This window comes from Paenibacillus riograndensis SBR5 (genome assembly GCF_000981585.1).
Classification (GTDB): domain Bacteria; phylum Bacillota; class Bacilli; order Paenibacillales; family Paenibacillaceae; genus Paenibacillus_AQ; species Paenibacillus_AQ riograndensis.
Genome location: NZ_LN831776.1, coordinates 5,199,563 through 5,221,179, shown reverse-complemented (window position 1 = coordinate 5,221,179; position 21,617 = coordinate 5,199,563). Strand labels below are relative to the sequence as shown.

26 protein-coding genes are annotated in these 21,617 nt (G+C 50.6%); all 26 read left to right on the top strand.

From position 1 onward, the window contains the following. Window positions 1-49: 49 nt before the first annotated feature. The 26 genes from PRIO_RS22195 to PRIO_RS22070 all read left to right on the top strand — a co-directional run bounded on the left by PRIO_RS22195 (window position 50) and on the right by PRIO_RS22070 (window position 21,616). Window positions 50-421, top strand: coding sequence for a hypothetical protein (locus PRIO_RS22195; RefSeq protein WP_020430065.1), 372 nt, complete (start codon window positions 50-52; stop codon window positions 419-421). A gap of 221 nt (window positions 422-642) precedes the next feature. Next, window positions 643-1,257, top strand: coding sequence for a genetic competence negative regulator (locus PRIO_RS22190; RefSeq protein WP_039835109.1), 615 nt, complete (start codon window positions 643-645; stop codon window positions 1,255-1,257). A gap of 140 nt (window positions 1,258-1,397) precedes the next feature. Continuing rightward, a protein-coding gene (locus tag PRIO_RS35000) for an IS630 family transposase (protein ID WP_197545359.1) occupies window positions 1,398-2,437 on the top strand; the annotation gives its coding sequence in 2 pieces (ribosomal slippage) (window positions 1,398-1,901 and window positions 1,904-2,437; 1,038 coding nt in all). A 58-nt stretch (window positions 2,438-2,495) separates the two neighbouring features. Then, window positions 2,496-3,191, top strand: coding sequence for a glutamic-type intramembrane protease PrsW (gene prsW / locus PRIO_RS22175; protein ID WP_020427718.1), 696 nt, complete (start codon window positions 2,496-2,498; stop codon window positions 3,189-3,191). A gap of 75 nt (window positions 3,192-3,266) precedes the next feature. Then, window positions 3,267-3,413 (top strand): hypothetical protein, encoded by a 147-nt coding sequence (locus PRIO_RS36170; protein ID WP_020427717.1) that lies wholly within the window; start codon window positions 3,267-3,269, stop codon window positions 3,411-3,413. A 112-nt stretch (window positions 3,414-3,525) separates the two neighbouring features. Next, window positions 3,526-4,884: a germination protein YpeB gene (gene ypeB / locus PRIO_RS22170; protein WP_046504727.1), complete on the top strand. Its 1,359-nt coding sequence runs from the start codon at window positions 3,526-3,528 to the stop codon at window positions 4,882-4,884. Between the two features lie 165 nt (window positions 4,885-5,049). Then, window positions 5,050-5,703 carry a flagellar brake protein gene (locus PRIO_RS22165; protein ID WP_020427715.1) on the top strand — a complete coding sequence of 218 codons (654 nt, stop codon included), beginning with the start codon at window positions 5,050-5,052 and terminating at the stop codon, window positions 5,701-5,703. A 179-nt stretch (window positions 5,704-5,882) separates the two neighbouring features. Then, window positions 5,883-6,593, top strand: coding sequence for a (d)CMP kinase (gene cmk / locus PRIO_RS22160; protein WP_020427714.1), 711 nt, complete (start codon window positions 5,883-5,885; stop codon window positions 6,591-6,593). Further along, window positions 6,590-7,177, top strand: a complete 588-nt coding sequence (locus PRIO_RS22155) for a lysophospholipid acyltransferase family protein (RefSeq protein WP_046504724.1) — start codon at window positions 6,590-6,592, stop codon at window positions 7,175-7,177. The genes cmk and PRIO_RS22155 overlap by 4 nt, the downstream gene beginning before the upstream one ends. A gap of 165 nt (window positions 7,178-7,342) precedes the next feature. Continuing rightward, on the top strand, window positions 7,343-8,680 hold the full coding sequence (gene rpsA / locus PRIO_RS22150) for a 30S ribosomal protein S1 (protein WP_020427712.1): 1,338 nt from the start codon (window positions 7,343-7,345) through the stop codon (window positions 8,678-8,680). 185 nt (window positions 8,681-8,865) lie between these two features. After that, window positions 8,866-10,191, top strand: coding sequence for a ribosome biogenesis GTPase Der (gene der / locus PRIO_RS22145; RefSeq protein ID WP_039835102.1), 1,326 nt, complete (start codon window positions 8,866-8,868; stop codon window positions 10,189-10,191). A gap of 11 nt (window positions 10,192-10,202) precedes the next feature. Then, window positions 10,203-10,820, top strand: coding sequence for a glycerol-3-phosphate 1-O-acyltransferase PlsY (gene plsY, locus PRIO_RS22140; protein ID WP_020427710.1), 618 nt, complete (start codon window positions 10,203-10,205; stop codon window positions 10,818-10,820). Then, window positions 10,813-11,853, top strand: coding sequence for an NAD(P)H-dependent glycerol-3-phosphate dehydrogenase (locus tag PRIO_RS22135; RefSeq protein WP_020427709.1), 1,041 nt, complete (start codon window positions 10,813-10,815; stop codon window positions 11,851-11,853). Before plsY ends, PRIO_RS22135 begins: the two co-directional genes overlap by 8 nt. A gap of 66 nt (window positions 11,854-11,919) precedes the next feature. After that, on the top strand, window positions 11,920-12,195 hold the full coding sequence (locus tag PRIO_RS22130) for a stage VI sporulation protein F (RefSeq protein WP_020427708.1): 276 nt from the start codon (window positions 11,920-11,922) through the stop codon (window positions 12,193-12,195). Window positions 12,196-12,891: 696 nt separating this feature from the next. Next, window positions 12,892-13,071, top strand: coding sequence for a DUF2768 family protein (locus tag PRIO_RS22125; protein WP_020427707.1), 180 nt, complete (start codon window positions 12,892-12,894; stop codon window positions 13,069-13,071). A 97-nt stretch (window positions 13,072-13,168) separates the two neighbouring features. After that, window positions 13,169-13,786: a hypothetical protein gene (locus PRIO_RS22120; RefSeq protein WP_020427706.1), complete on the top strand. Its 618-nt coding sequence runs from the start codon at window positions 13,169-13,171 to the stop codon at window positions 13,784-13,786. A gap of 27 nt (window positions 13,787-13,813) precedes the next feature. Then, complete coding sequence (locus PRIO_RS22115; RefSeq protein ID WP_046504718.1) at window positions 13,814-14,182, top strand: 2Fe-2S iron-sulfur cluster-binding protein; 369 nt, start codon at window positions 13,814-13,816, stop codon at window positions 14,180-14,182. Window positions 14,183-14,224: 42 nt separating this feature from the next. Beyond that, on the top strand, window positions 14,225-14,980 hold the full coding sequence (locus PRIO_RS22110) for a DUF3939 domain-containing protein (RefSeq protein ID WP_231869736.1): 756 nt from the start codon (window positions 14,225-14,227) through the stop codon (window positions 14,978-14,980). A gap of 383 nt (window positions 14,981-15,363) precedes the next feature. Then, window positions 15,364-16,842, top strand: coding sequence for a stage IV sporulation protein A (spoIVA, locus tag PRIO_RS22105; protein WP_020427703.1), 1,479 nt, complete (start codon window positions 15,364-15,366; stop codon window positions 16,840-16,842). Window positions 16,843-17,123: 281 nt separating this feature from the next. Continuing rightward, complete coding sequence (locus tag PRIO_RS22100) at window positions 17,124-17,396, top strand: HU family DNA-binding protein (RefSeq protein WP_020427702.1); 273 nt, start codon at window positions 17,124-17,126, stop codon at window positions 17,394-17,396. A gap of 118 nt (window positions 17,397-17,514) precedes the next feature. Continuing rightward, on the top strand, window positions 17,515-17,763 hold the full coding sequence (gene mtrB / locus PRIO_RS22095) for a trp RNA-binding attenuation protein MtrB (RefSeq protein WP_020427701.1): 249 nt from the start codon (window positions 17,515-17,517) through the stop codon (window positions 17,761-17,763). Window positions 17,764-17,873: 110 nt separating this feature from the next. Continuing rightward, a complete protein-coding gene (locus tag PRIO_RS22090) occupies window positions 17,874-18,413 on the top strand; it encodes a hypothetical protein (protein WP_020427700.1) in 540 nt (179 codons plus the stop codon). 110 nt (window positions 18,414-18,523) lie between these two features. Further along, complete coding sequence (locus PRIO_RS22085; protein ID WP_020427699.1) at window positions 18,524-19,393, top strand: heptaprenyl diphosphate synthase component 1; 870 nt, start codon at window positions 18,524-18,526, stop codon at window positions 19,391-19,393. Between the two features lie 3 nt (window positions 19,394-19,396). Continuing rightward, window positions 19,397-20,149 carry a demethylmenaquinone methyltransferase gene (locus PRIO_RS22080; protein ID WP_020427698.1) on the top strand — a complete coding sequence of 251 codons (753 nt, stop codon included), beginning with the start codon at window positions 19,397-19,399 and terminating at the stop codon, window positions 20,147-20,149. After that, the gene (locus PRIO_RS22075; RefSeq protein ID WP_020427697.1) at window positions 20,142-21,017 is read left to right on the top strand and encodes a UbiA-like polyprenyltransferase; all 876 of its coding nucleotides are present in this window, start codon (window positions 20,142-20,144) and stop codon (window positions 21,015-21,017) included. The genes PRIO_RS22080 and PRIO_RS22075 overlap by 8 nt, the downstream gene beginning before the upstream one ends. Continuing rightward, a complete protein-coding gene (locus PRIO_RS22070; RefSeq protein WP_020427696.1) occupies window positions 21,014-21,616 on the top strand; it encodes a UbiX family flavin prenyltransferase in 603 nt (200 codons plus the stop codon). Before PRIO_RS22075 ends, PRIO_RS22070 begins: the two co-directional genes overlap by 4 nt. Window position 21,617: the final 1 nt, after the last annotated feature.

The window sequence follows — 21,617 nt, the reverse complement described above, 5'->3', positions numbered from 1 at the left end:
CTTTCCGCGAACACTAAGCATGATTTTACCATACAAGGAGGTTAGAGATATGAATACTTCGTCATTTTTATGCGGTGTGGTGCTGGGTGCAGCCGTCAGTACGATGATGTCCAAAAAACGGGGAGCCCTGATGTCCGGCCTGCTTCAGCAGAACGGTTCAATGCGCGGCGCCGGTGATAAAGCGAAGGATAAAATCATGGAGATGGCCATGACCAGCTTCGGAAGCACAGCATCCGGCGGCAAGCATGACAGCGGGGCGCACAGTTCCCACAGCAGCGGCGAGCATAAGGGGGAATCCAATTCCCAATACAGGGAAACCAATCTCAAAATGCTGAAGGATTTCATCCGCAGCAACCCTGATGTGAAGCATGAAGTGGAGCAAATTCTCAAGGATGCACATACCGCCGTACCGGGATTGTAACACAGGTAAGCTGCAGCAGAATCATTTTGGGGATCGAGTGTCGTCAAAATGATTCTTTTTTTAACAAACCGCTTTCCCGGAGGGGTGGAGAAATAATTTTTTATTTACGTGCATTTGCCGTTGCAAAATGATAACATACATACATAGTAACTATTTTTGGCTCATTACTCGGGACTCATCATACATTATAATAAATGAGCTTGCAAAAGGAGGATCCTGTCATGAGAATAGAGCGATTAAGTCAAGATAAGATACGGATTTTCCTCACTTTTGACGACCTGAGCGAGCGGGGCATCCAGAAGGAAGATATGTGGCAGGAAGTTCCCAAGGTGCATGACTTGTTTACGGAGATGATGGATCAGGCGTACAGTGAACTTGGTTTCGACGCTACAGGTCCGCTTGCCGTGGAAGTGTTCGCATTGCCCGCGCAAGGCATGGTCGTTATAGTGACTAGGGGAAAATATGATCACCATCAGTACGGTGCGTCCGGTGAAGAAGAATTGCCCGAAGAAATTTACGAAATGGAAGTTACACTGGAACAAAGCGACTCCATTGTATATGCATTCCGTGATTTTGAAGCTTTAGTTGAAGCAGCACACGTGCTCATCGGCAATATTACTTCTCAAGGAAAACTGTATTCTTATAATGATATATGGTATCTCTACTTTGATCCGAAGGAATTTGAGGAAGCCGCATTATCCGGGCTTGTCGGTGTGCTCTCCGAGTTCGGCGATTCATCGCCGGTAACCGAAGCCATGCTGGCTGAGTACGGCAAGGCGGTTATGCCGGAGAATGCGATTGAACTGATCTGCACTCATTTCAAACGCCAGCAATAACGGTGGAAGGGCTTGAAGAGCAGCATGCACAGATGATTAGCTATATAAGTTGAACTAAAGATTAGAAAACTATGGTAAGGATTTCGTTGCAACATGTCGAAGTAATATAGACAACGACTTCAGACAGGCAGGGGAATGTAATGGACCATACAGCATCCTTTCAAGAGATCCAAACCGCGATGAAGCAAGCCAAAAAACGTCGGATGTACGAACGATACCAGACCCTGTATTTGTATCTACAAGGAACAGAAATTGAGGAAATTGCCCATACCATCGATCGAAGTGCAAAAACCGTAAAAGGTTACATTGGGGCGTATGAAACCGGAGGGCTTTCAGGCCTTCAAATGAATCATTCTCCAGGAGCGCCTGTTCGATTAACCAAAGAACAACAAGAAAAGCTGAAACAGACCATTGTGGGTTCGGTTCCGCATGATGTTGGCTTTACGGCGCGGCACAACTGGACACTGGAGATCATTGCAGCCTTGATCAAACGGGAATTTGGAGTCACGTATTCGCTTCGGGGTATCTCCAAAATGATGCAGCGACAGGGGCTAAGCTACACCAAGCCAACGTATACCTTGGCCGCAGCGGACGAAGAAAAACAAAGATTTTTTACAGAAACCACGTTTCCCAACTTAAAAAAAGATATATGAAGGACGAAATTCACCATTTGCTATTCGAAGATGAATCCATGATTCGAGATTATCAAGCCATTCAGAAAACGTGGTTTCTCCGCGGTAAGCAACGGATCATTCCAACCACAGGTAAACATCGCGGCGTCAAACTGCTGGCAACCGTTGATTATGGAACAGGCAAAATCGTATGGCAGGAAGATGAACAGTATACCGCAGAAACCTTTTTGAGTTTTTTGAAAAAAGTCATCGATGAATACCCAACAGGTAAAATCGTGATGGTCTTGGACAATGCGCGAATCCACCATGCGGAGCTACTAACCCCGTTCCTGACGGAGATGAAAGAACGACTTGAGCTGGTGTTCCTACCTCCCTATAGCCCTCAATTCAATGCAGTCGAAGGCTTGTGGAAATGGCTTAAATCGGACGTGATTAACAACGTCTTCTACCACACGGTCACTGAAATTCGAACCAACGTACAGCAATTCATGGAGGAGATTATGAAAGTGCCTTTGACCATCATCGACCGACTCTGTGTCAGGTTCTAGTCAGTCGTTTCTTTAGTTCAAACTATATAGATTGGACAGAACGTAGGGAGGGGAATCGGTGCTTTTGTTATCGGTCATTTCGTCAGCAGTGGCACCGGGACTTGCCCTGCTGACTTTTTTCTATCTAAAGGATAAGTACGATCAGGAGCCGCTTCACATGGTTCTGAAGGTGTTTCTGCTGGGTCTTTTGATTGTGTTTCCCATTATGATTATTCAAAGAGGGCTTGTGCTTGGGCTGGACGGCGGACCTTACGTCGATTCATTCCTCATCTCCTCCGGCGTGGAAGAATGCTTGAAGTGGTTTGTGCTGTACCATATGATCTACAATCATACCGAGTTTGACGAGCCATATGATGGAATACTATATGCTGTAGCGATATCGCTGGGCTTTGCAACAATAGAAAATATAATGTATGCCTGGTACAGCCACGCTTCAATCGGCTCCATGTTCATGCGCGCGCTGCTTCCGGTATCGGGGCATGCTATGTTTGGCGTCATTATGGGATATCATATGGGCAGGGCCAAGTTCTCAGGCGGCGTCCGGACAAGAGGAATTCTATTTATGTCCTTGCTGCTGCCTTGGCTGTGGCATGGAATCTATGATTTCATCCTCAGTACGATGACCAATACCTGGATTTGGTTCATCGTGCCTCTGATGGCCGTATTATGGTATGGAGGCATGGGTAAGGTGGCCCGTGCCAACAGCCGCTCCCCATTCAGGTTCCTGAAGCGTGAAGAAGAGATTAACCTATAGTAGAGGTGGACACACTTAATCTTATCGGATAGTTCCGTATGCAAGGAATTCCAGAGAGGAGCGAGGTGTCTTTTTTTGCGTGTAAAAGTTCGGATCATCTGCAAACAGTGCGGCGAAAGCTACATATTAAGAGGGAGCAAGGAGCAGGGCGTGATCCAGACCGGCTTCAAGCAATGTCTCTGCAACAGCAGCAGCGGCTTTGAGATTGAAGAAAGGGCTTAGCCGGTGTTTTGGAAGGTATTCTCTTTAAGTTGCTGGCCGTTCGCGTGCATAAGACTTCTCAGTTATTGTCAAACTAACGGCAATAAGCTATTGAAGGGAGTCTTGCGGTCCTATGTACAAAAGATTAAGTGCCTTAATGTTCCCGATTACCGCGCTCTTGTTGGTTGGAGCGCTTGTATGGGGGTACCAGGAAAACCAGGAAAAGAACTCGATTCTGATCAAAGCGGAAAACCAGTATCAGCGGGCTTTTCATGACCTCTCCTATCATGTGGAGCAGCTGCATGGAGAACTCGGGAATACCTTGGCTGTTAACAGTACCTCGAGTAATATGCACCGCAAAGGGCTTGTGAATGTCTGGCGGCTGACCAGTGAAGCGCAGAATGAGATCAACCAGCTGCCGCTAACCCTGCTGCCATTCAGCAAAACAGAGGAGTTTTTATCAAAAATCTCCAACTTTTCCTACAAGGCTGCGGTGCGCGATTTCACCAAGAAGCCGCTGACTGACAATGAATTAGGCAATTTAAAAGCGCTCTATAAGAACTCGGGTGAAATCTCCAAGGATCTGCAGGACGTACAGCACAAAGTCATTACCAACCGGCTTCGCTGGATGGACGTAGAATCTGCACTGGCAACAGAGGACAAAGCGGAAGACAACACGATTATCGACGGCTTCAAAACGGTGGACAAACGGGTGGCCGCTTATCCTGAACTGGATTATGGACCTTCTGTAGCCAGCATTTATGATAAACGCTCCGTGAAGAAGCTGGGAGGCAAGCCGGTTACAGCCGAAGATGTGAAACGTAAAGCGCTGAAATTTGCGGATCTCGGCGGCAATGCGAATGTCGAAATTAAGGAGAACGGCAAGGGAACCGAGTGGGCCTCCTATACCGCTACGGTTACAAGCCAGAAGCACCAACAGCCGATCAGTATGGATTTTACTGTGGAGGGTGGACTGCTGATCTCCTATAATGACAACCGCAGCGTCGGTCCGGCTCAAGTATCGATGAAGCAGGCTGTTGCCAAAGCAGGGACGTTCCTGCAGCAAAAAGGGTATCCGAACATGACGGCTGTCAGCGCAGACAAATACGATAATCTGGGGAACCTGACCTTTGTAACGAGCCGTGACGGCGTGCTGATCTATCCGGAGAAAATAACGGTCCGCGTTGGATTGGATACCGGGGAGGCTACAGGTTTTCAAGCCAGCGATTATGTCCGCAAACGGCAGGAGAAGCGGCAGATTCCGAAACCTGGGATAACCCTGGCCGCTGCCCGGAAAATGCTGCATCCGGAATTTAAAGAGATGTACAACAGGCTGGCCCTGATTGAAAATGGGGACGCTGAAGAGGTGCTGACCTATGAGTTCGGAGGCAGAATCAACGGCTCGCAGTACCGGATTTACTTGAATGCGGCAGACGGCCATGAGGAAACGGTGGAAGAGATCAGAACATCCTCAGGGGCACGGGATAAATAATGGGTTCCGCTTAATACAGGGTTCACTCATGAAGGTGCAGTTCCGTTATGGAATGCGCCTTTTTGGTTTGATTCACAGCCGGAATAATATTTCTCACCCGGCAATTAACCTCCATGCTATAATCAGCAGTAGGATTAATAACTTAATTATGTGGCGGTGACAGGCTTGTATCCCAAAATCAACGAATATCTATATATACAGGTTGCTTCAAGCGATGCTGCTGAGGCAGAAGTGGAATATAGATCGAGGATTGCAGAAATGGAAGAAGAGGCTTTTCTGATTGAAATCCCGATGCAGGAGAAAAACGGAAGACTGAAAAAGCTGTTTATCGGGGACGAGCTCTCCGTATATTTCCTCACAGAGGGCGGCATCAAAAATTATTTTAATACGCATGTCATTGGCTTCAAAGAAGACGTGATCCGCATGGTCAAAATAAGAAAACCGGCGGCAGATTCCATCTTCAAAATTCAGCGACGCAGCTTTTTGCGTGTGAATGCCGAGCTTGAGCTGGCAGTAAAGGATTCTCTGGGAGGCCGCTTTTTGGTGCACACAGAGGATATTGGCGGGGGCGGCACATCGTTCCTAAGCGATGCCAAGACGAGCATGAAGATTGGGGATGGGCTGTCTTGCTGGGTGCTCATCAATTACCGCAACGGCAGCACCGAGCATGCGAACTTCGAAGGTGAGATTGTGCGGATTAAGAAGCTTGAGAACGGCCGCAGTCTTGTAATGCTGAAGTTCGCAGAGATTTCCGATTCCGAGCGGCAAAAAATTATCCGTTACTGTTTTGAGCGCCAGTTCGATTTCCGCAACCGGTGAGCGGGACAAAAAAAGGCATAAACAGACACTTTTTTCTGCATAAAACCTTCTGTGCCATTTTGCACTGAGTTATAAACTGTGGTATAATTTTATAAGTCGCAGGCAATGCCTGCTTTTTTCTTGATAACAACAGCAAGCTTTTTTTCTAACTGAAAGAGTGTTTGAGGAGGAATGCCCCGTTGGATAGGCAGGGTGCACATACTTACGACAGAATTAACGTCGCCATCGACGGACCTGCCGGGGCAGGCAAGAGCACTGTAGCCCGATTGGTAGCCCGGAAGCTGTCCTACATTTATGTTGATACGGGTGCTATGTACCGGGCGGTTACCTGGTATATGATCCGTGAAGGCATTCCGGCTGAAGAGGATCAGCAGGTGGACCTGAGGGTCCGCGACATGGTGATCGAACTGATCCCGGAGCAGGATGTGCAGAAAGTGCTGATTAATGGGGAAGACGTGACACCGCATATCCGCAGTCTTCAGGTCAGCGGCCAGGTGTCGCAGTATTCGAAGATCGAGGGTGTAAGATCCAGACTGAGCCATTTGCAGCGCCAGATGGCGCTACGCAAGGGAGTGGTGATGGATGGCCGCGATATCGGGACAACCGTGCTGCCGGATGCCGAAGTGAAGATTTTCATGACGGCGAGTGTGGAAGAACGGGCTCTTCGCCGTTACAAGGAACTGAAAGATGCGGAAACAGTGACGCTCCAGCAGCTTGAACATGATATCGCCATGCGGGACCGTCTGGATGAAGGACGGGAGATTTCACCGCTGCGCCGGGCAGAGGATGCCATTCTTCTGGATACGACGCATATGGATATCCATCAAGCCGTGGAAGCGATTGTCTCCCACTGCAGATCTTATGTGGACGGGGAGAGAAATCATTTATGATTTATGTGATATGCCGTGGATTGCTCCGCTTCATTTACGCCATTTTGTTTCCGCTTAAGATTATAGGGAAAGAGAATGTGCCGGAGGAGGGCGGGGTGCTGCTGTGCGCCAACCACATCAGTCTGCTCGATCCGATGACCATCGGAATCAAGCTGAGACGCCAGGTGAAGTACATGGCCAAGGCGGAGCTGTTCAAGGTTCCGGTTCTGGGCTGGCTTATTGACAAGCTGGGTGCATTTCCGGTCAAACGTGGCGGCGTTAGCAAAGAATCCATCAAAACGGCCCTTAATACGCTTCGCAGCGGACATGTTATGGGCATCTTTCCGGAAGGAACACGAAGTGCAGACTCCGGTGCAGCAAAGAAGGGCGCAGCAAGTTTTGCGCTTCGCAGCGGTGCAGCAGTTGTTCCTGCCGCTATTGTCGGGTCTTACAAGCCTTTTCGCCGGATGACCGTCATTTATGGGGCTCCCATAGATCTCAGTTCATTTGCGGGTGCAGGCAGCGAATCTCTGGAAGAAGTCACCGATGTCATTATGGGACGCATTCGTGAGATGGCGAAGACCGGAAAGCCTACTGTGAACTAAGCAGTGGCAGGCAAGCGGATGTTCCGCTGATTAGAATAATGGCATAACCGCTATTTTTTGGAACATACTAACATGAAAGCGTAAGTGTATTATGCATTGCTTGTTTTGAACTCTGCTCTACGCGGGTTTAAATAAATGGGGTTTTGAATCGAGGAGGGTAATCACATGTCTGAAGAAACTAGAAATCAGGAAACTGCGGCAAACGTTGAGAACAACGAAGCCGTGGAAGCAACGGAAACTGTGGAAACCGCAGCAGAAGAGACTAACGGTGCTACAGAAGCAGTTGCTGGCAACGAAGAAGAAGTGACTAGCCAAGAAGGTTTGGAAATCATTTCTCTGAAAAAGGGCGATACCGTGAAAGGAACAATCGTCAAAATCGAAGATAACCAAGCTTATGTAAGCATTGGATATAAATACGACGGCGTAATTCCGATTCGCGAATTGTCTTCCGTACAACTGGACAACGCTGCTGCAGCGGTTGAAGTTGGACAAGAAGTGGAATGCAAGGTTGTCAGCATCAACGACAACAAAGAAAGCCTCGTGCTTTCCAAACGTGCCGTGGACAGCGAAAAATCATGGGAAGATCTCGAAAAGTATTTTGCTTCCCAGGAAGCGTTCGAAGTCACTGTGGCTGACGTTGTCAAAGGCGGCCTCGTGGCTGATGTCGGCGCGCGCGGATTTATTCCGGCTTCCATGGTTGAACGTCATTTCGTAGAAGATTTCAGCGACTATAAAGGCCGCACACTCCGTGTAAAAGTGAAAGAATTGGACCGCGAGAACAGCAAGGTTATTCTTTCCGCCAAAGAAGTCCTGGAAGAAGAATTCGAAGCCAACAAGCAGAAGATTATGTCCGAGCTGTCCGAAGGACAAATCATTGAAGGTACAGTGCAACGCCTGACTCAATTCGGCGCCTTTGTTGATGTCGGCGGCGTTGATGGTCTGGTTCACGTATCCGAAATCGCTTGGAATCATGTAGAGAAACCTTCTGATGTGGTTTCTGAAGGCGAAAAAGTTAAGGTAAAAGTACTTAAGGTTGACCCTGAAAAAGGCAAAATCAGCCTCAGCATCAAAGCTGCCGCTCCAGGTCCTTGGGATTCGGCTGCAGGCAAAATCAACATTGGCGATGTAGTAACAGGCGAAGTTAAACGCCTTGTGAACTTCGGAGCATTCGTTGAGCTGCTTCCAGGCGTGGAAGGCCTTGTGCATATCTCCCAGATCTCCCACAAGCACATCGGGACTCCGCATGAAGTGCTGAAAGAAGGACAAGAGGTACAGGTTAAGGTTCTGGACTTCAATCCATCTGAGAAGCGCGTAAGCTTGAGCATCAAGGAAACCGAAGAAGCTCCGGCACAAGCGGCTAGACCAGAACGCAGCAACAACAGAGACAGAGCACCAAAAGAAGTGCTGAACAACCCTAACGTCTCGCTCAGCAATGAGGGACTCAGCTTTACGCTGGCTGAACGTTTCGGCGACAAGCTGGACAAATTCAAGGGCAATAACTAATCCCTTCGTATTTCCGCTCATATACGGGTATAGTAATCGGCGAACCCTCGATACGGGGGTTCGCCGATTGTATTTTATGGACCCGCTCCGCACGGGAACAGCGGGATTACCAAGCGTAAGGGTGTTAGCCATTTAAATGGTTTTTTGCTATGATTAGTAGCGTAAGGAAGACAGGAGGAATGAACATGGCAAGACCCGTTGTGGCCATCGTCGGGAGGCCTAACGTCGGTAAATCGACGATATTTAACAGGCTGATTGGCGATAGATTGGCCATCGTAGAAGATAAACCGGGGATTACACGTGACCGGATTTATGGCGTTTCCGATTGGAACGGCAAATCCTTCAGTGTCATCGATACCGGAGGAATTGAAATTGACGGTGAAGATGCTATTCTGAAGTCAATCCGCGTTCAGGCGGAGCTGGCGATTGAAGAAGCGGATGTCATCGTCTTTATGTGCGAGGCAAAAAGCGGGCTGACCAATGCGGATGAAGAGGTGGCGCAAATTCTGTTCCGCTCCGGCAAGCCGGTTGTTCTTGCAATCAATAAAGTCGACAACATGAAGCGTACAGAGGATATTTATGAATTCTACAGCCTTGGCATTGGCGATCCCATCGGGATTTCCGGCAGTCATGGCACGGGGATTGGCGATCTGCTGGATGCGGTTACCGAGCGACTGCCGGAGCCTGTGGAAGAGGAATATGATGATGATATCATTCGCGTGGCATTGATCGGCCGTCCGAATGTAGGCAAATCCTCCCTGGTCAATGCCATTTTGGGCGAGGAACGTGTAATCGTCAGTGATGTCGCCGGTACTACCCGGGACGCTATTGATACGCCTTTTGAACGGGATGGGCAGAGATATGTGCTGATCGATACTGCCGGAATGCGCAAACGCGGCAAGGTATATGAGACTACAGAAAAATACAGTGTGATGCGGGCTATGCGTGCGATTGAGAGAGCTGATGTTGTGCTTGTCGTCATCAACGGCGAGGAAGGCATTATCGACCAGGACAAGCATATTGCCGGTTATGCCCATGATGCGGGCAAGGCTTCCATATTTGTGGTCAACAAATGGGATGCAGTCGAGAAGGATGACAAGACGATGCAGAACTTCGAGAATACGATCCGCGACCATTTCCTGTTTATGTCTTATGCGCCGGTCGTCTTCTTGTCTGCGCTCACCAAGCAGCGTCTGCAGAAGCTGCTGCCGGTAGTTCAGCATGTAGCCCAGCAGCATGCGCTGCGGATTACGACGCATCTGGTGAATGATGTGGTCTCCGATGCCGTCGCCATCAATCCTCCGCCAACGGATAAAGGCCGGCGCCTGCGCATCAACTACGTGACACAGGTAGCCGTGAAACCGCCGACGATTGTGGTGTTTGTCAATGATCCTTCGCTGATGCACTTCTCCTATGAACGGTATCTGGAGAACAAGATCCGCGCGGCGTTCAATTTTGAAGGCACACCGATCCGTCTCTTTACACGGCGCAAATCCGAGAACGAAGGTTAGGGGAGAAGACTGTGGCGTTTGAACTTCTGGTTATCGTTGTAAGCTATCTGCTTGGTTCCGTCAGCTTCAGTGTGCTGCTGGTACGGATGCTCAAGGGTGTTGATATCCGGCAGTATGGAAGCGGAAATGCGGGAGCTACCAACACTCTGCGTGTCATGGGGAAAGGCCCGGCGATTCTGGTGCTGATTCTGGACGTGCTGAAGGGAATTGCTGCGGTGTGGCTTGGCACCTGGGCCGGCGGCTGGGGAACGTGGGTTGCTGTTGCCTGCGGGATTGCCGCCATTATCGGGCACAATTGGCCGCTTTACTTCCATTTTCGTGGCGGAAAAGGAATCGCAACCACCATTGGCGTTATGGCTACGCTTGTGTTTTGGCCTGCGCTGATTGCTGGCATTATTGCCATCGCGTCCATTTTCATCACCAAGTATGTATCTCTGGGCTCACTGCTGTTCGTGGCGCTGACCCCGGTGTTTTTAATTTTCACCGGGTTTACAGCTCCAGAGCTGTGGGGCAGTCTAATTATTGCTATCTTTGCTTTCTGGCGGCACCGGAGCAATATCGTGAAGATCAGCCAGGGCCGGGAGAATAAAATCGGCTCCAAAGTCAAGGAGGGGAACCGCGTTGTCTGATAAAGTAACCGTGCTGGTCGCAGGCAGTTGGGGAACTGCGCTGGCATCTGTGCTGGCGGCTAACCACCCGGAAGTTTATCTGTGGACACGGAAACCTGAACAAGCGGCCGAGATTAACAATTCCCACACGAATCAGCATTTTCTGCCCGGCATCACGCTGCCGCCGAATATTATTGCAACTACGGATATGGAGACTGCCGTCAAGGATTCTAAGGCGGTTGTTATTGTTGCGCCTTCCTCGGCTATGCGGCAGGTTGCCGGTGCTTTGAAGCCATTTTGGAAGGAAGGGATGCTCTGCATTCATGCCACGAAGGGGTTCGAGACTGAAACGGTGAAACGGATGTCGACAGTGATTTCTGAGGAGCTGGGCTGCTCTGAAGGGGAAATTGTGGTGCTGTCCGGACCAAGCCATGCGGAAGAAGTAGTCCGTTTATGCCCGACTACAGTGGTGGTGGCGTCGGCAGATGAACAGCGCGCAGCCGCTGCTCAGGAGCTGTTCATCAACAATGACTTCCGTGTATATACGAACCGCGACCAGGTAGGCGTGGAGCTCGCCGGAGCGCTCAAGAATATCATTGCACTGGGTGCAGGGCTGTCGGATGGCCTGGGTTTCGGAGACAACGCCAAGGCAGCGCTGCTTACCCGTGGGCTTGCCGAAATCTCACGCGTTGGCGTGGAGCTTGGCGCCAATCCGCTTACCTTCTCCGGCCTTGCCGGTCTGGGGGACCTGGTGGTCACGGCAACCAGCAAGCACAGCCGGAACTGGCGGGCTGGCTCGATGCTGGGCCAGGGCAAACCATTGGCTGAGGTGCTGGAATCGATGGGAATGGTGGTTGAAGGCATCCGGACCACGAAAGCAGCTTATGCGATTTCGCTTAATCTCAATGTGCAGATGCCGATTACTGATCAGATTTATCATGTGCTGTTCCAGGGCAGAACTCCGCGCAGTGCGGTAGAGGCCTTGATGGGACGGGACCGCAAGACGGAGATGGAGGCCATTTCCCAGGAGACCTGGGAGCAATGGCATTCCTGATAAACGTTCACCTTTTGCCGGAAATTCTCATATGTTGTAAGGGGATTGACGGAGGAGGGATGAATAGTGAGCAGAGACTTTTCCAAGGATGCATTGAACGCCATTAACAAAAAGGCGGGCAAAAACATTACCGAAGGCGCCGTCAAGAAGCTGGCCAGTACGGTTAAGCCGGGAACCACACAGAATGAAGCCCAGCTCCGCCAGTTGATCAAGCAGGTATCAGCAATGGCTAAGGTGCCAGTTAGTGAAGCTACTGTGCAGGAAATAGTTAACGCAGTCAAAAAAGGCGGCGCAAATTCAGGCACAATGGAGTCTTTAATGAAAATGATGATGAAAAAATAAGTCAGGACTTCGCGCAGTGAAGAGCAGAAATCCGGAATCCACCCCGATTCCGTGAATTTCTGCTCTTTTTTTAAATAAGGTAGTGACTGCACTTCGTACAACAGAATACTTCTGGTTCAGCGTCGAATCGCCTTCTGCTGTATTTCGTGCAATAAATTTTCGGATATCGCGTCCAAAACAGCTTTTTCAAGGGAATCTAATGTACAGAGTGCAATAGATGGAGCTTTTTGACTGGATTATGGGTTATTCTGCTGCAGAGAATGCAATATAATGCGAGTTCTGGCTTAATTAGAAAGAGTTTGCCATCTGGTTAAATTATTTAGTTGGAAAAAGGGAACTTATTTCCTCTCTAAACCAACAAATGAGAGATTATAGTGGAAAAAGGGAACTTAATTGGGCAATATTACTCCTCCGAGAGCGAAATGAGCCGAATTAGTTATCCTTTTTCCACTTCGTCTGCGGAGAATAGGGTGTCCCAGCAAATTAGTGACCCTTTTTCCACTTGGACTAGCCGAAGGATTCATATAGATCTCTCGAGATAACGCTAACTGAGGTCCCAAACGGTTACCTTATCCAGTCACGGCCGGCGCAGCCGTCTTGTTCTGCAACTTCCAAACATTTCTACTTGCAGAAATGGATAGAGTTTCATGTTATAATATTCGCAATCCGAAATTAGCCGAATAGGGGGCGCAGCGCATGGACCCGATGACAAAGATGTGGTTATCCCTGGTCGCAATCCTGATTATGGGATTATCCGTATTTCTGATTACCTTTGCCCGCAGTAAAACCAAAGGCCTGGTAAGGGGCATATTGTCTGTGATCGCTTTTCTAATTATGCTAATCGGCTTGCTGGGCGGAGCTGCTTCGATTATGTAAGCATTTACATTCATTCATTCGTTTATTCATTCAGCCAGTCAGTCAGAAGATTTCTGGAAGAAGTGCGGGACTTTTTCAGGACTGGAGCGTGTGGGGTATGGCTGGAGCCGGGGTACCGGAACCACTGGTTACTGTACTTGGGGAATTGACGGAAAAGTTAAGCTTGCCATGGCTGGAGCGGCCGCCGGCATGGCTGCTGGGAGGGAGCTGCGGGCTGCTGCTTCATGGGGTCACGTTGAATGCAGCTCCACATGACATTGACCTGTATGCGGATCTTCAGGATGCGGAGCGCCTCCATGACGCGCTTAGCGGGTATACCGTCAGCGGGCCGGAGGAGGATTACAGCGGGGGCTGCTTCTCGCTGCGCAGCTGCTATTCATTGGGCAATACCAGTATTGAATTGATAGGCGGGTTTGAGATCGGGCACGGTTCCTGGCAGTACTCTGTGAACATCCAGCGGCTGCTGGCTTATGCTCCTGTGCAGGATTTTGCGGGAATCGGCCTGCTGCGGCTGATGCCTGCCGCTCATGAGCTGATATTCAACATCCTGCGCGGCAGAGCTGAACGCTGTGACAGTATCGCAGCTTACCTGAGACAGGATCTGTCCGCCCATCTGCCATTGCTGCAAAGTCTGATTCTGGATAACGGATTGGATTTGTCCTTCCAGATGGAGCTGAATCAACTGCTTGGAGTTCCCCCATTAATTGAAACCTAACGGAATGAGAAGGAAGGAAGCTGCATCATGAAACGGCAAAAGGGATGGGTTGTCACTTTTCGGCCGGATGGCCGTACAACTGAAGTTATGCATGGCACCCCGCTGCTTGAGGCAGCCCGCAAAGCGGGGGTTGCCCTCACTACCCGCTGCGGCGGAAAAGCGGGTTGTCTGATGTGTAAGGTGAAGGTTGAGGATCAGTTCGCTGCGGGTTTACAGCCGCCGGGCGATACGGAACGGCGCAAACTGGGCAGCCTGCTGGTTGAAGGTGTCCGTTTGGCTTGTCAAGCAGCCGTATGGAGCAATGTGACCGTACATATCCCGGAGGACCCTCTAAAAGCAGCCGTGCGGCGCAGGCTGGAGGCAGCACGGCGCGGGGATGAAGACGAACTGTGGTAGTTCTGAAGGCAACAACCTTACGAAGTGGAGGGATTCAGCGTGGTGAGCGCCATAAGGCGGATGAAAAAGCAGAATTTTAAAGGTGCAACAGTTCTATTGCTGGTGTTCCTTCTCTTGGCTGGCTTACTCTCAGGCTGCATGTACCCCGGTAAGGACCAGCAGACGGGTAGCAGCTACCGGGAAAGTGTAAAGCGGGTACAGGAGGCTGTGGATGATTATCAGCAGCAGGAGGGGCTGCTGCCGATTTTGAATGCGGACGAAGCCACACCCAGATATGAGAAATTTGTGATCGATCTGGGGAAGTTGCACGAGATGGGGTATCTGGATGAAATTCCGGCGGCAGCTTTTGAAAAAGGCGGCAGCGCGTATTTTCTCATCCTGGATGAAGAAACCCGTCCCTCTGTCCGGCTGATGGATATTGTTACCGTGCAAAAGGTGAATGATGTCCAGCGCCAGATCAACCGGTACAAGTCCGGGCATGGAGGGAAACTTCCAGCCGGGGATGAAATTTATCCCGGACTTTTTACAATAGATGCCCGGCAGGCGGGAACCGGCTCCATTACCTTGAAAAGTATATTTTCCGGCCAGCCGCTGCAATTCATTATGGATAAGAACGGCACCGTGTACGCTGATTACGGTCCTGATATTAGGTCCGCGATCGATAAGAATGGTGTTTCCCCTGAAGCAAACCGCGATCTCCGTCTCCAGCTGGAGCAGGCCTCATATTATGTGCCTGTGAAATCCTTGCCTTATTACTGGGTGGAGGGCCAGCCGGTCCCCCAGCCTCCTCAACCATAAAGATATCATTCCGTTCCACTACCAAAAGTCAGTTCTATTCCTCTATTCCCTCTCATATAGTAGCTGAGAAGGCTTCCGGGCGTCGTGACGCTCTGCGGCGCGCATCAGCTGGTTTTTTTGGAAATTCCCTATTAATTTGCGCGGGTAGCGGGTCATAAATCCGTTCTGGATACATATGATGATACTAGTCCAAATGCATGTCCGAGCATTCGGGGTTTAGCGTGGGGCAATGATTGCTCCGCCCTGAAGTCAGCAGCTAGGCTCCCTGGCGGACAATGTCAAGTCCGGTGGATGTCCTGCAAGGGTCAGAAAAGCCGGCGGAACGCGAAGTCGATGCTCTTCAGGCATTTTTTCTTCGGAGTAATATGAGGAGGGGATCTCTTTTGGAAAAAGTGGATATTTTCAAGGACATTGCCGAGCGTACCGGCGGAGACATTTATCTTGGCGTCGTCGGCGCGGTTCGCACAGGGAAATCAACATTCATCAAACGCTTCATGGAAACGATCGTCTTGCCGAACATTACGAGCGAGGCTGACCGGGTAAGAGCGATTGATGAGCTTCCGCAAAGCGCGGCAGGTAAAACCATCATGACAACTGAGCCGAAGTTTGTGCCGAATAATGCGGTGCAGATCAAGGTGACGGAAGGGCTGGAGGTCAATGTCCGGCTGGTCGACTGTGTGGGGTACGCGGTGGAAGGTGCCAAAGGCTATGAGGACGAAAATGGTCCCCGCATGATTTCCACCCCTTGGTTTGAGGAGCCGATTCCTTTCCAGGAAGCGGCGGAGATTGGCACCCGCAAGGTTATTCAAGAGCATTCCACACTGGGTGTGGTAGTAACTACAGATGGAACGATCGCTGAAATTCCGCGGCACTCTTATGTGGATTCCGAAGAGCGTGTAATCGCCGAGCTGAAGGAAGTCGGCAAGCCATTTGTGCTTGTGATTAACTCGACCCGGCCGCGCAGCGAGGAAGCCCAGCAGCTCCGCAGCGAGCTGGCCGCCAAATATGACATACCGGTCATGACGCTCAGCGCGGCCAATATGTCTGAGGACGACGTAACCGGCGTGCTGCGTGAAGTGCTCTATGAGTTCCCGGTTCATGAGGTGAATGTGAATCTCCCAAGCTGGGTAATGGTGCTGGGAGAGAACCACTGGCTGCGCAGCAGCTATGAGAATTCGGTCCGTGATACGGTGAAGGATATCCGCCGTTTGCGTGATGTCGACCGGCTGGTGTCCCAGTTCACGGAATACGACTTCATTGAACGGGCCGGCCTCAGCGGCATGAATATGGGCCAGGGTGTGGCAGAGATCGATCTGTATGCGCCTGAAGAGCTCTACGACCAGGTTCTGATGGAGATTGTGGGTGTTGAAATCCGCGGCAAGGATCACCTGCTGCAGCTGATGCAGGATTTCTCACATGCCAAACGTGAATACGACCGCTTCTCCGAAGCCCTCGAAATGGTAAAAACAACCGGCTACGGTATAGCGGCACCATCGCTCGCTGAAATGGCGCTGGATGAACCGGAGCTGATCCGGCAGGGATCGCGTTTTGGAGTCCGGCTGAAGGCTACTGCACCGTCCATTCATATGATCCGGGTGGATGTTGAATCCGAGTTCTCGCCGATCATTGGTACAGAGAAGCAGAGTGAGGAGCTGGTACGGTACTTAATGCAGGATTTCGAAAACGATCCGATCAAGATATGGGAGTCCGATATTTTTGGCCGCTCGCTGCATTCTATCGTGAGGGAAGGCATCCAGGGCAAAATCGCCATGATGCCGGATAACGCCCGCTACAAGCTGCAGGAAACGCTGGGCCGGATTATCAATGAAGGCTCAGGCGGGCTGATTGCTATTATCCTGTAAACAAATCATAGGGCAGTGAGAGAACAGAGCGGAGGAAATTCCGCTCTGTTTTTGGTATGATTGGATACGGCATTGCACATTTTGAGGGCAAAAGTGCTACTTTCTGCTCCTTTTTTGAGGAACGCCTTGAAATTATGGATGGGCTGTATTACTATAAGTTTGTTGCGCTTCTAGGTAGAAGGGCGCCAGTATCTAGTAAAAAACGGGATTATCACGTATATTTTGCGTTTAAACGGAAACAGTGTATGATACCGGAAATTTGCCCAGGGAGGTGAGAAGACATGAATAAATCAGATTTGATCAACGTGGTGACAGAAGCAACTGAACTTCCCAAGAAAGATGCTACTAAAGCGGTAGATGCCGTTTTCGAAGCGATCACAGGTGCTCTGCAAAACGGAGATAAAGTTCAGCTGGTAGGATTCGGAAACTTTGAAGTGCGTGAACGTTCCGCACGCAAAGGCCGCAACCCGCAGACTGGTGAAGAAATCGAAATTCCTTCGAGCAAGGTACCGGCGTTCAAACCGGGTAAAGCTCTGAAAGACGGAATCAAATAGAGATTTCTACATATCTATCCCATAGTCTTTCTGAGTAACAATGATGCCGCCCTCCAAGGCGGCATTTGTTGTTGAGAGGGCTGGCTTAATCTCACAATCATTATTAGGAGGGTTCGGCATGACTGAGAAGAATAATGGCGTTAATCCCGCACCGGCTGGCAGCGACTACATTGTAATCAAAGCCAAGGAGAACGGCGTTCAGGTAATCGGGCTTACCCGGGGGCTGGATACACGGTTTCATCATACGGAGAAGCTGGACAAGGGCGAGGTGCTCATCGCCCAATTCACAGATCATACCTCAGCCATGAAAATCCGCGGCAGGGCCGAAATTTGGAGCAAACACGGACAATTGGAAAGTGAAAGCTGAAAAGCAGGCATAGCCTGCTTTTTTTCAAAATATAACTAAGGATAGCCATGTCTCGTTTTCCGTATATTCGTTCAAAGAGGCGGCAACTATGAATGATAAGGAGGCTTGTCATGAACAGGAGCTGGCTGATTGGAACGGCAGTGCTCATTACCGCAGCTTCCGCGCTGATTCTGCCGCAGCTGGCAACGCTTGAGCCTTCCCTGCACCGGCAGGACGGGGTGGTGGAAACCTTAAGCGGAGGCGGTGTGGTTCTGGAGAGCAGCAATCTTGTGGATATGCTGGAGAAGCTCCCGCTTACGCTGGCCATTGACAGGGCCGGGTGGAAGGGAAATGTGCTCTCTCTGGATTTGAAGGTGACCGGCAATGATCCGGAGCCGCAGGAGCTGTATCAGAACATGGCCCGGGTCATTTCCTTTGCTTTTCAGGAGACGGTTAACGTCGACCAGCTGCTGCTGCGGATTGTTGCCGAGGACAAATGGCTGGACAGCAGGCGTCTGCTGCTTGCCGGGGATATCCGGCGCAGCGAATGGTCGCCCCGGCTTCAGGATGCGCTGGAGACAGCGCCAAGCCGCCCGCTGCCCGAATCCGTGAAAAGCGGACTGCGCATCAGTGAGAGCGAGCTATGGAAGAAGCAGTTCATTTATCCCTGATCTGGGTAAAAGAAACTAGAATGGCCTACAGTGCGTGACCAAAAAACATGTGATATAATAGACAAGATTGTGAACAAAGTGTCATAACGTCAATGGCTCCGGAGGCTGAAATGAAACCGTACCGCATACCGCAACTGGCTAAACCTTATACCGACTACGACATGATTCAGCGGCATACGGAATTGCCGCCGTTCTCAGAAGGGCGTGGTCATTTGTTATATATTTTTTTAAGTCATGGCTCCCCGGCCGGCATAAAGGGCGGAGAGCTTTATACACTGGTGACCGGTCTCGTGCAGCTGGGGCTGGATACCCATGAGTGCATCGACCGTGTCCAGGACGAGCCGGGGAGAGATCCTATGCGCTCCCGCCAGCTTAAAGTTCTGGCCGGCGACTATTTCAGCAGCTGGTTTTATCATTTGCTGGCCAAACGGGAGCAGATTGAGATGGTCGGTATACTAAGCACCGCCATTGCCGATCTTAATGTGATGAAGGCTCATCTGTACAGCAAGATGAAGGGCATGTTCCTGTCTGCTGAACAATATTTGCGTCACACGGTACAGCTCAATATGAGGCTGTTCCTTTCTTTTACACCGATGATTGAGGAATCGCTTGCTGAGCTGTGGGAGAAGCTGCTCGCCGAATTCAGCCAGTATGAGACCGTCCTTCTGGAGCTCCGCCGCGGAGGCGACCCGGTAAATGCGATGGAAGGTTATTGCTACTGGAAAGTGCTGGAGTCGGCAACTGAGGATGAACGGCGGCTGCTTCAGGAGCAGGAGCTCGATCTCAAGGATTGGAAGAAGCTGAAGATGAAATACAAATGCGATTCTTTGCTGACAGACAAGCTGCATGGATCGCTCGGGTCCATTCAGGGACTGCTGCAGGGTGTGAAGGAGGAGAACCTGTTCGCCGAGCTGAATGCTGCGCTTGACCGCCTGCTTCAGCACATGAAAATTTCCGGACAAGCAGCCGTGGAGGGTTAGGACATGACTATAGAGAAAACTACTACAATCGGTGATCAAGGCACTAAACCCAAGGAGCAATTTGTCCATTCCGTGTTTGAGAGCATTGCCGGCAAATACGATCTGATGAATGACATCCTGAGCTTCCGCAGGCATAAGGCCTGGCGCAAATTCACCATGCGTAAGATGGGGATGAAGCGGGGCGACTCTGCGGTTGATCTGTGCTGCGGCACCTGTGACTGGAGCATTGCGCTCGCTGAAGCCAGCAAGACAGGCTGTGTCATGGGCCTGGACTTCAGTGCAGGCATGCTGGAGGTGGGCCGCCGGAAGGTGGAGGCACGCAATCTCCAGGACCGGATTTCCCTGGTACAGGGCAATGCCATGGAGCTGCCTTTCGGGGACAACTCCTTCGACTATGCGACCATAGGCTTCGGGCTCCGCAACGTGCCTGATCCCGTCCGGGTATTGAACGAAATGAAACGTGTGGTGAAGCCGGGAGGCATGGTGGTCTGCCTGGAATTATCCAAACCGATGAAGCAGCCGTTCAAAGGCATTTATTATTTCTATTTCCAGCGGGTGCTGCCGCTCCTTGGCAAACTTTTCGCGAAAAGATATGAGCAGTACAAATGGCTTCCGGAGTCATTAGCCTTGTTCCCGGACAGAAAACAGCTAGAAGTTATTTTCCGTGAAACCGGACTGCAAAAAGTGGAATCCTTTCCCTTGACCGGAGGCATCGCGGCACTACATATTGGGCTCAAGGAGAATTGTAATGCTTAAGAAAATCGGCATTTTTTTGCAAATGATCAAGTTTGAACACACCGTTTTTGCTTTGCCTTTCGCTTTTATGGGCGCCCTGCTGGGTTCGGTCGTGATGTTTGGGGCCTTGCCCTCCTGGGGCCAGATCGGCTGGATTGTAGTAGCCATGTTCGGCGCACGCAGCGCGGCCATGGGGCTGAACCGGCTGATTGACCGGTTCAGCGACGCCAAGAACCCCCGTACAGCCGGCAGAGCCATCCCGGCCGGACTGCTCAAGGTTGGAGAGGTGTCCCTGTTTATCGCCTTCTCTTTCTTTTTGCTGTTCTGGGCTGCATTCAAGCTGAACCCTTTATCGGCCAAGCTGCTGCCGATCGCAGTATTTCTTCTTGTTTTTTACTCATTCACGAAACGCTTCACCTGGGCCTGCCACCTGATCCTTGGTTTGACAATTGCGCTCGCCCCTCTCGGGGGCTGGGTTGGCGTCACCGGAACCGTGGACTGGACTTCCATGGTATTCTATTTCACGATTGTATTCTGGACAGCGGGCTTTGATATTATCTATTCCTGCCAGGACGTTGAATTCGACAAGAAGGAAGGCCTTTATTCTATTCCTGTCCGCTTTGGCGTGGCCCGTGCACTGACCATTGCCAAGGTGTTCCACATGCTGACGGGCATCGGCTTTGTTTCACTGCTGTTTATTACCGATCTTAGCTGGTGGTATGTGGCAGGGATGCTGATCGCCTACATTATTCTTTTTTATGAACACCATATTGTTTCTCCAAGCGACCTTAGCCGGCTGCAGACCGCGTTCTTCACCATGAACGGTGTGCTGAGCATAGTAGTATTTTCCTTTACCCTGATTGACTTGGTGGTGCAATTCTACAAATGAATGAGCTTAAGCCGAAAAACTATGTCGTGGGCATCACGGGAGCCAGCGGCGGCATTTATGGCGTCCGGCTGGCCAGAACGCTGCTTGCGCTGGGACACTCGGTCCATCTAGTGGTAAGCAATGCCGGCTGGCGCGTATTTAAGGAAGAGCTGGGCTTTGCCGCCTCAGACCGGGAGGGCTTTCTGAACGAACAGTTCGGGAGCTATCCCGGTTCTCTGCATTATCACCCGGTTGCCGACATCGGGGCTTCCATTGCCAGCGGCTCCTTCCGCACAGAGGCCATGATTATTATGCCTTGCTCCATGGGAACTCTGTCAGCCGTGGCCCACGGCAGCTCGGATAACTTGATGACCCGGGCTGCGGATGTCATGCTGAAGGAAGGACGTCCGCTTGTGCTCGTACCCCGGGAGACACCGCTTCATGCGATTCACCTGGAAAATATGCTGAAGCTGTCCCGGCTCGGGGTAAAAATGATTCCGGCAATGCCTGCATTTTATTACGGCCCGACTACGGTGGATGACCTGGTTGACTTTATGGTGGGCAAAGTGCTGGACAGCCTGAACATTGAGCATTCATTATTTCGCAGATGGGGGGAATGAA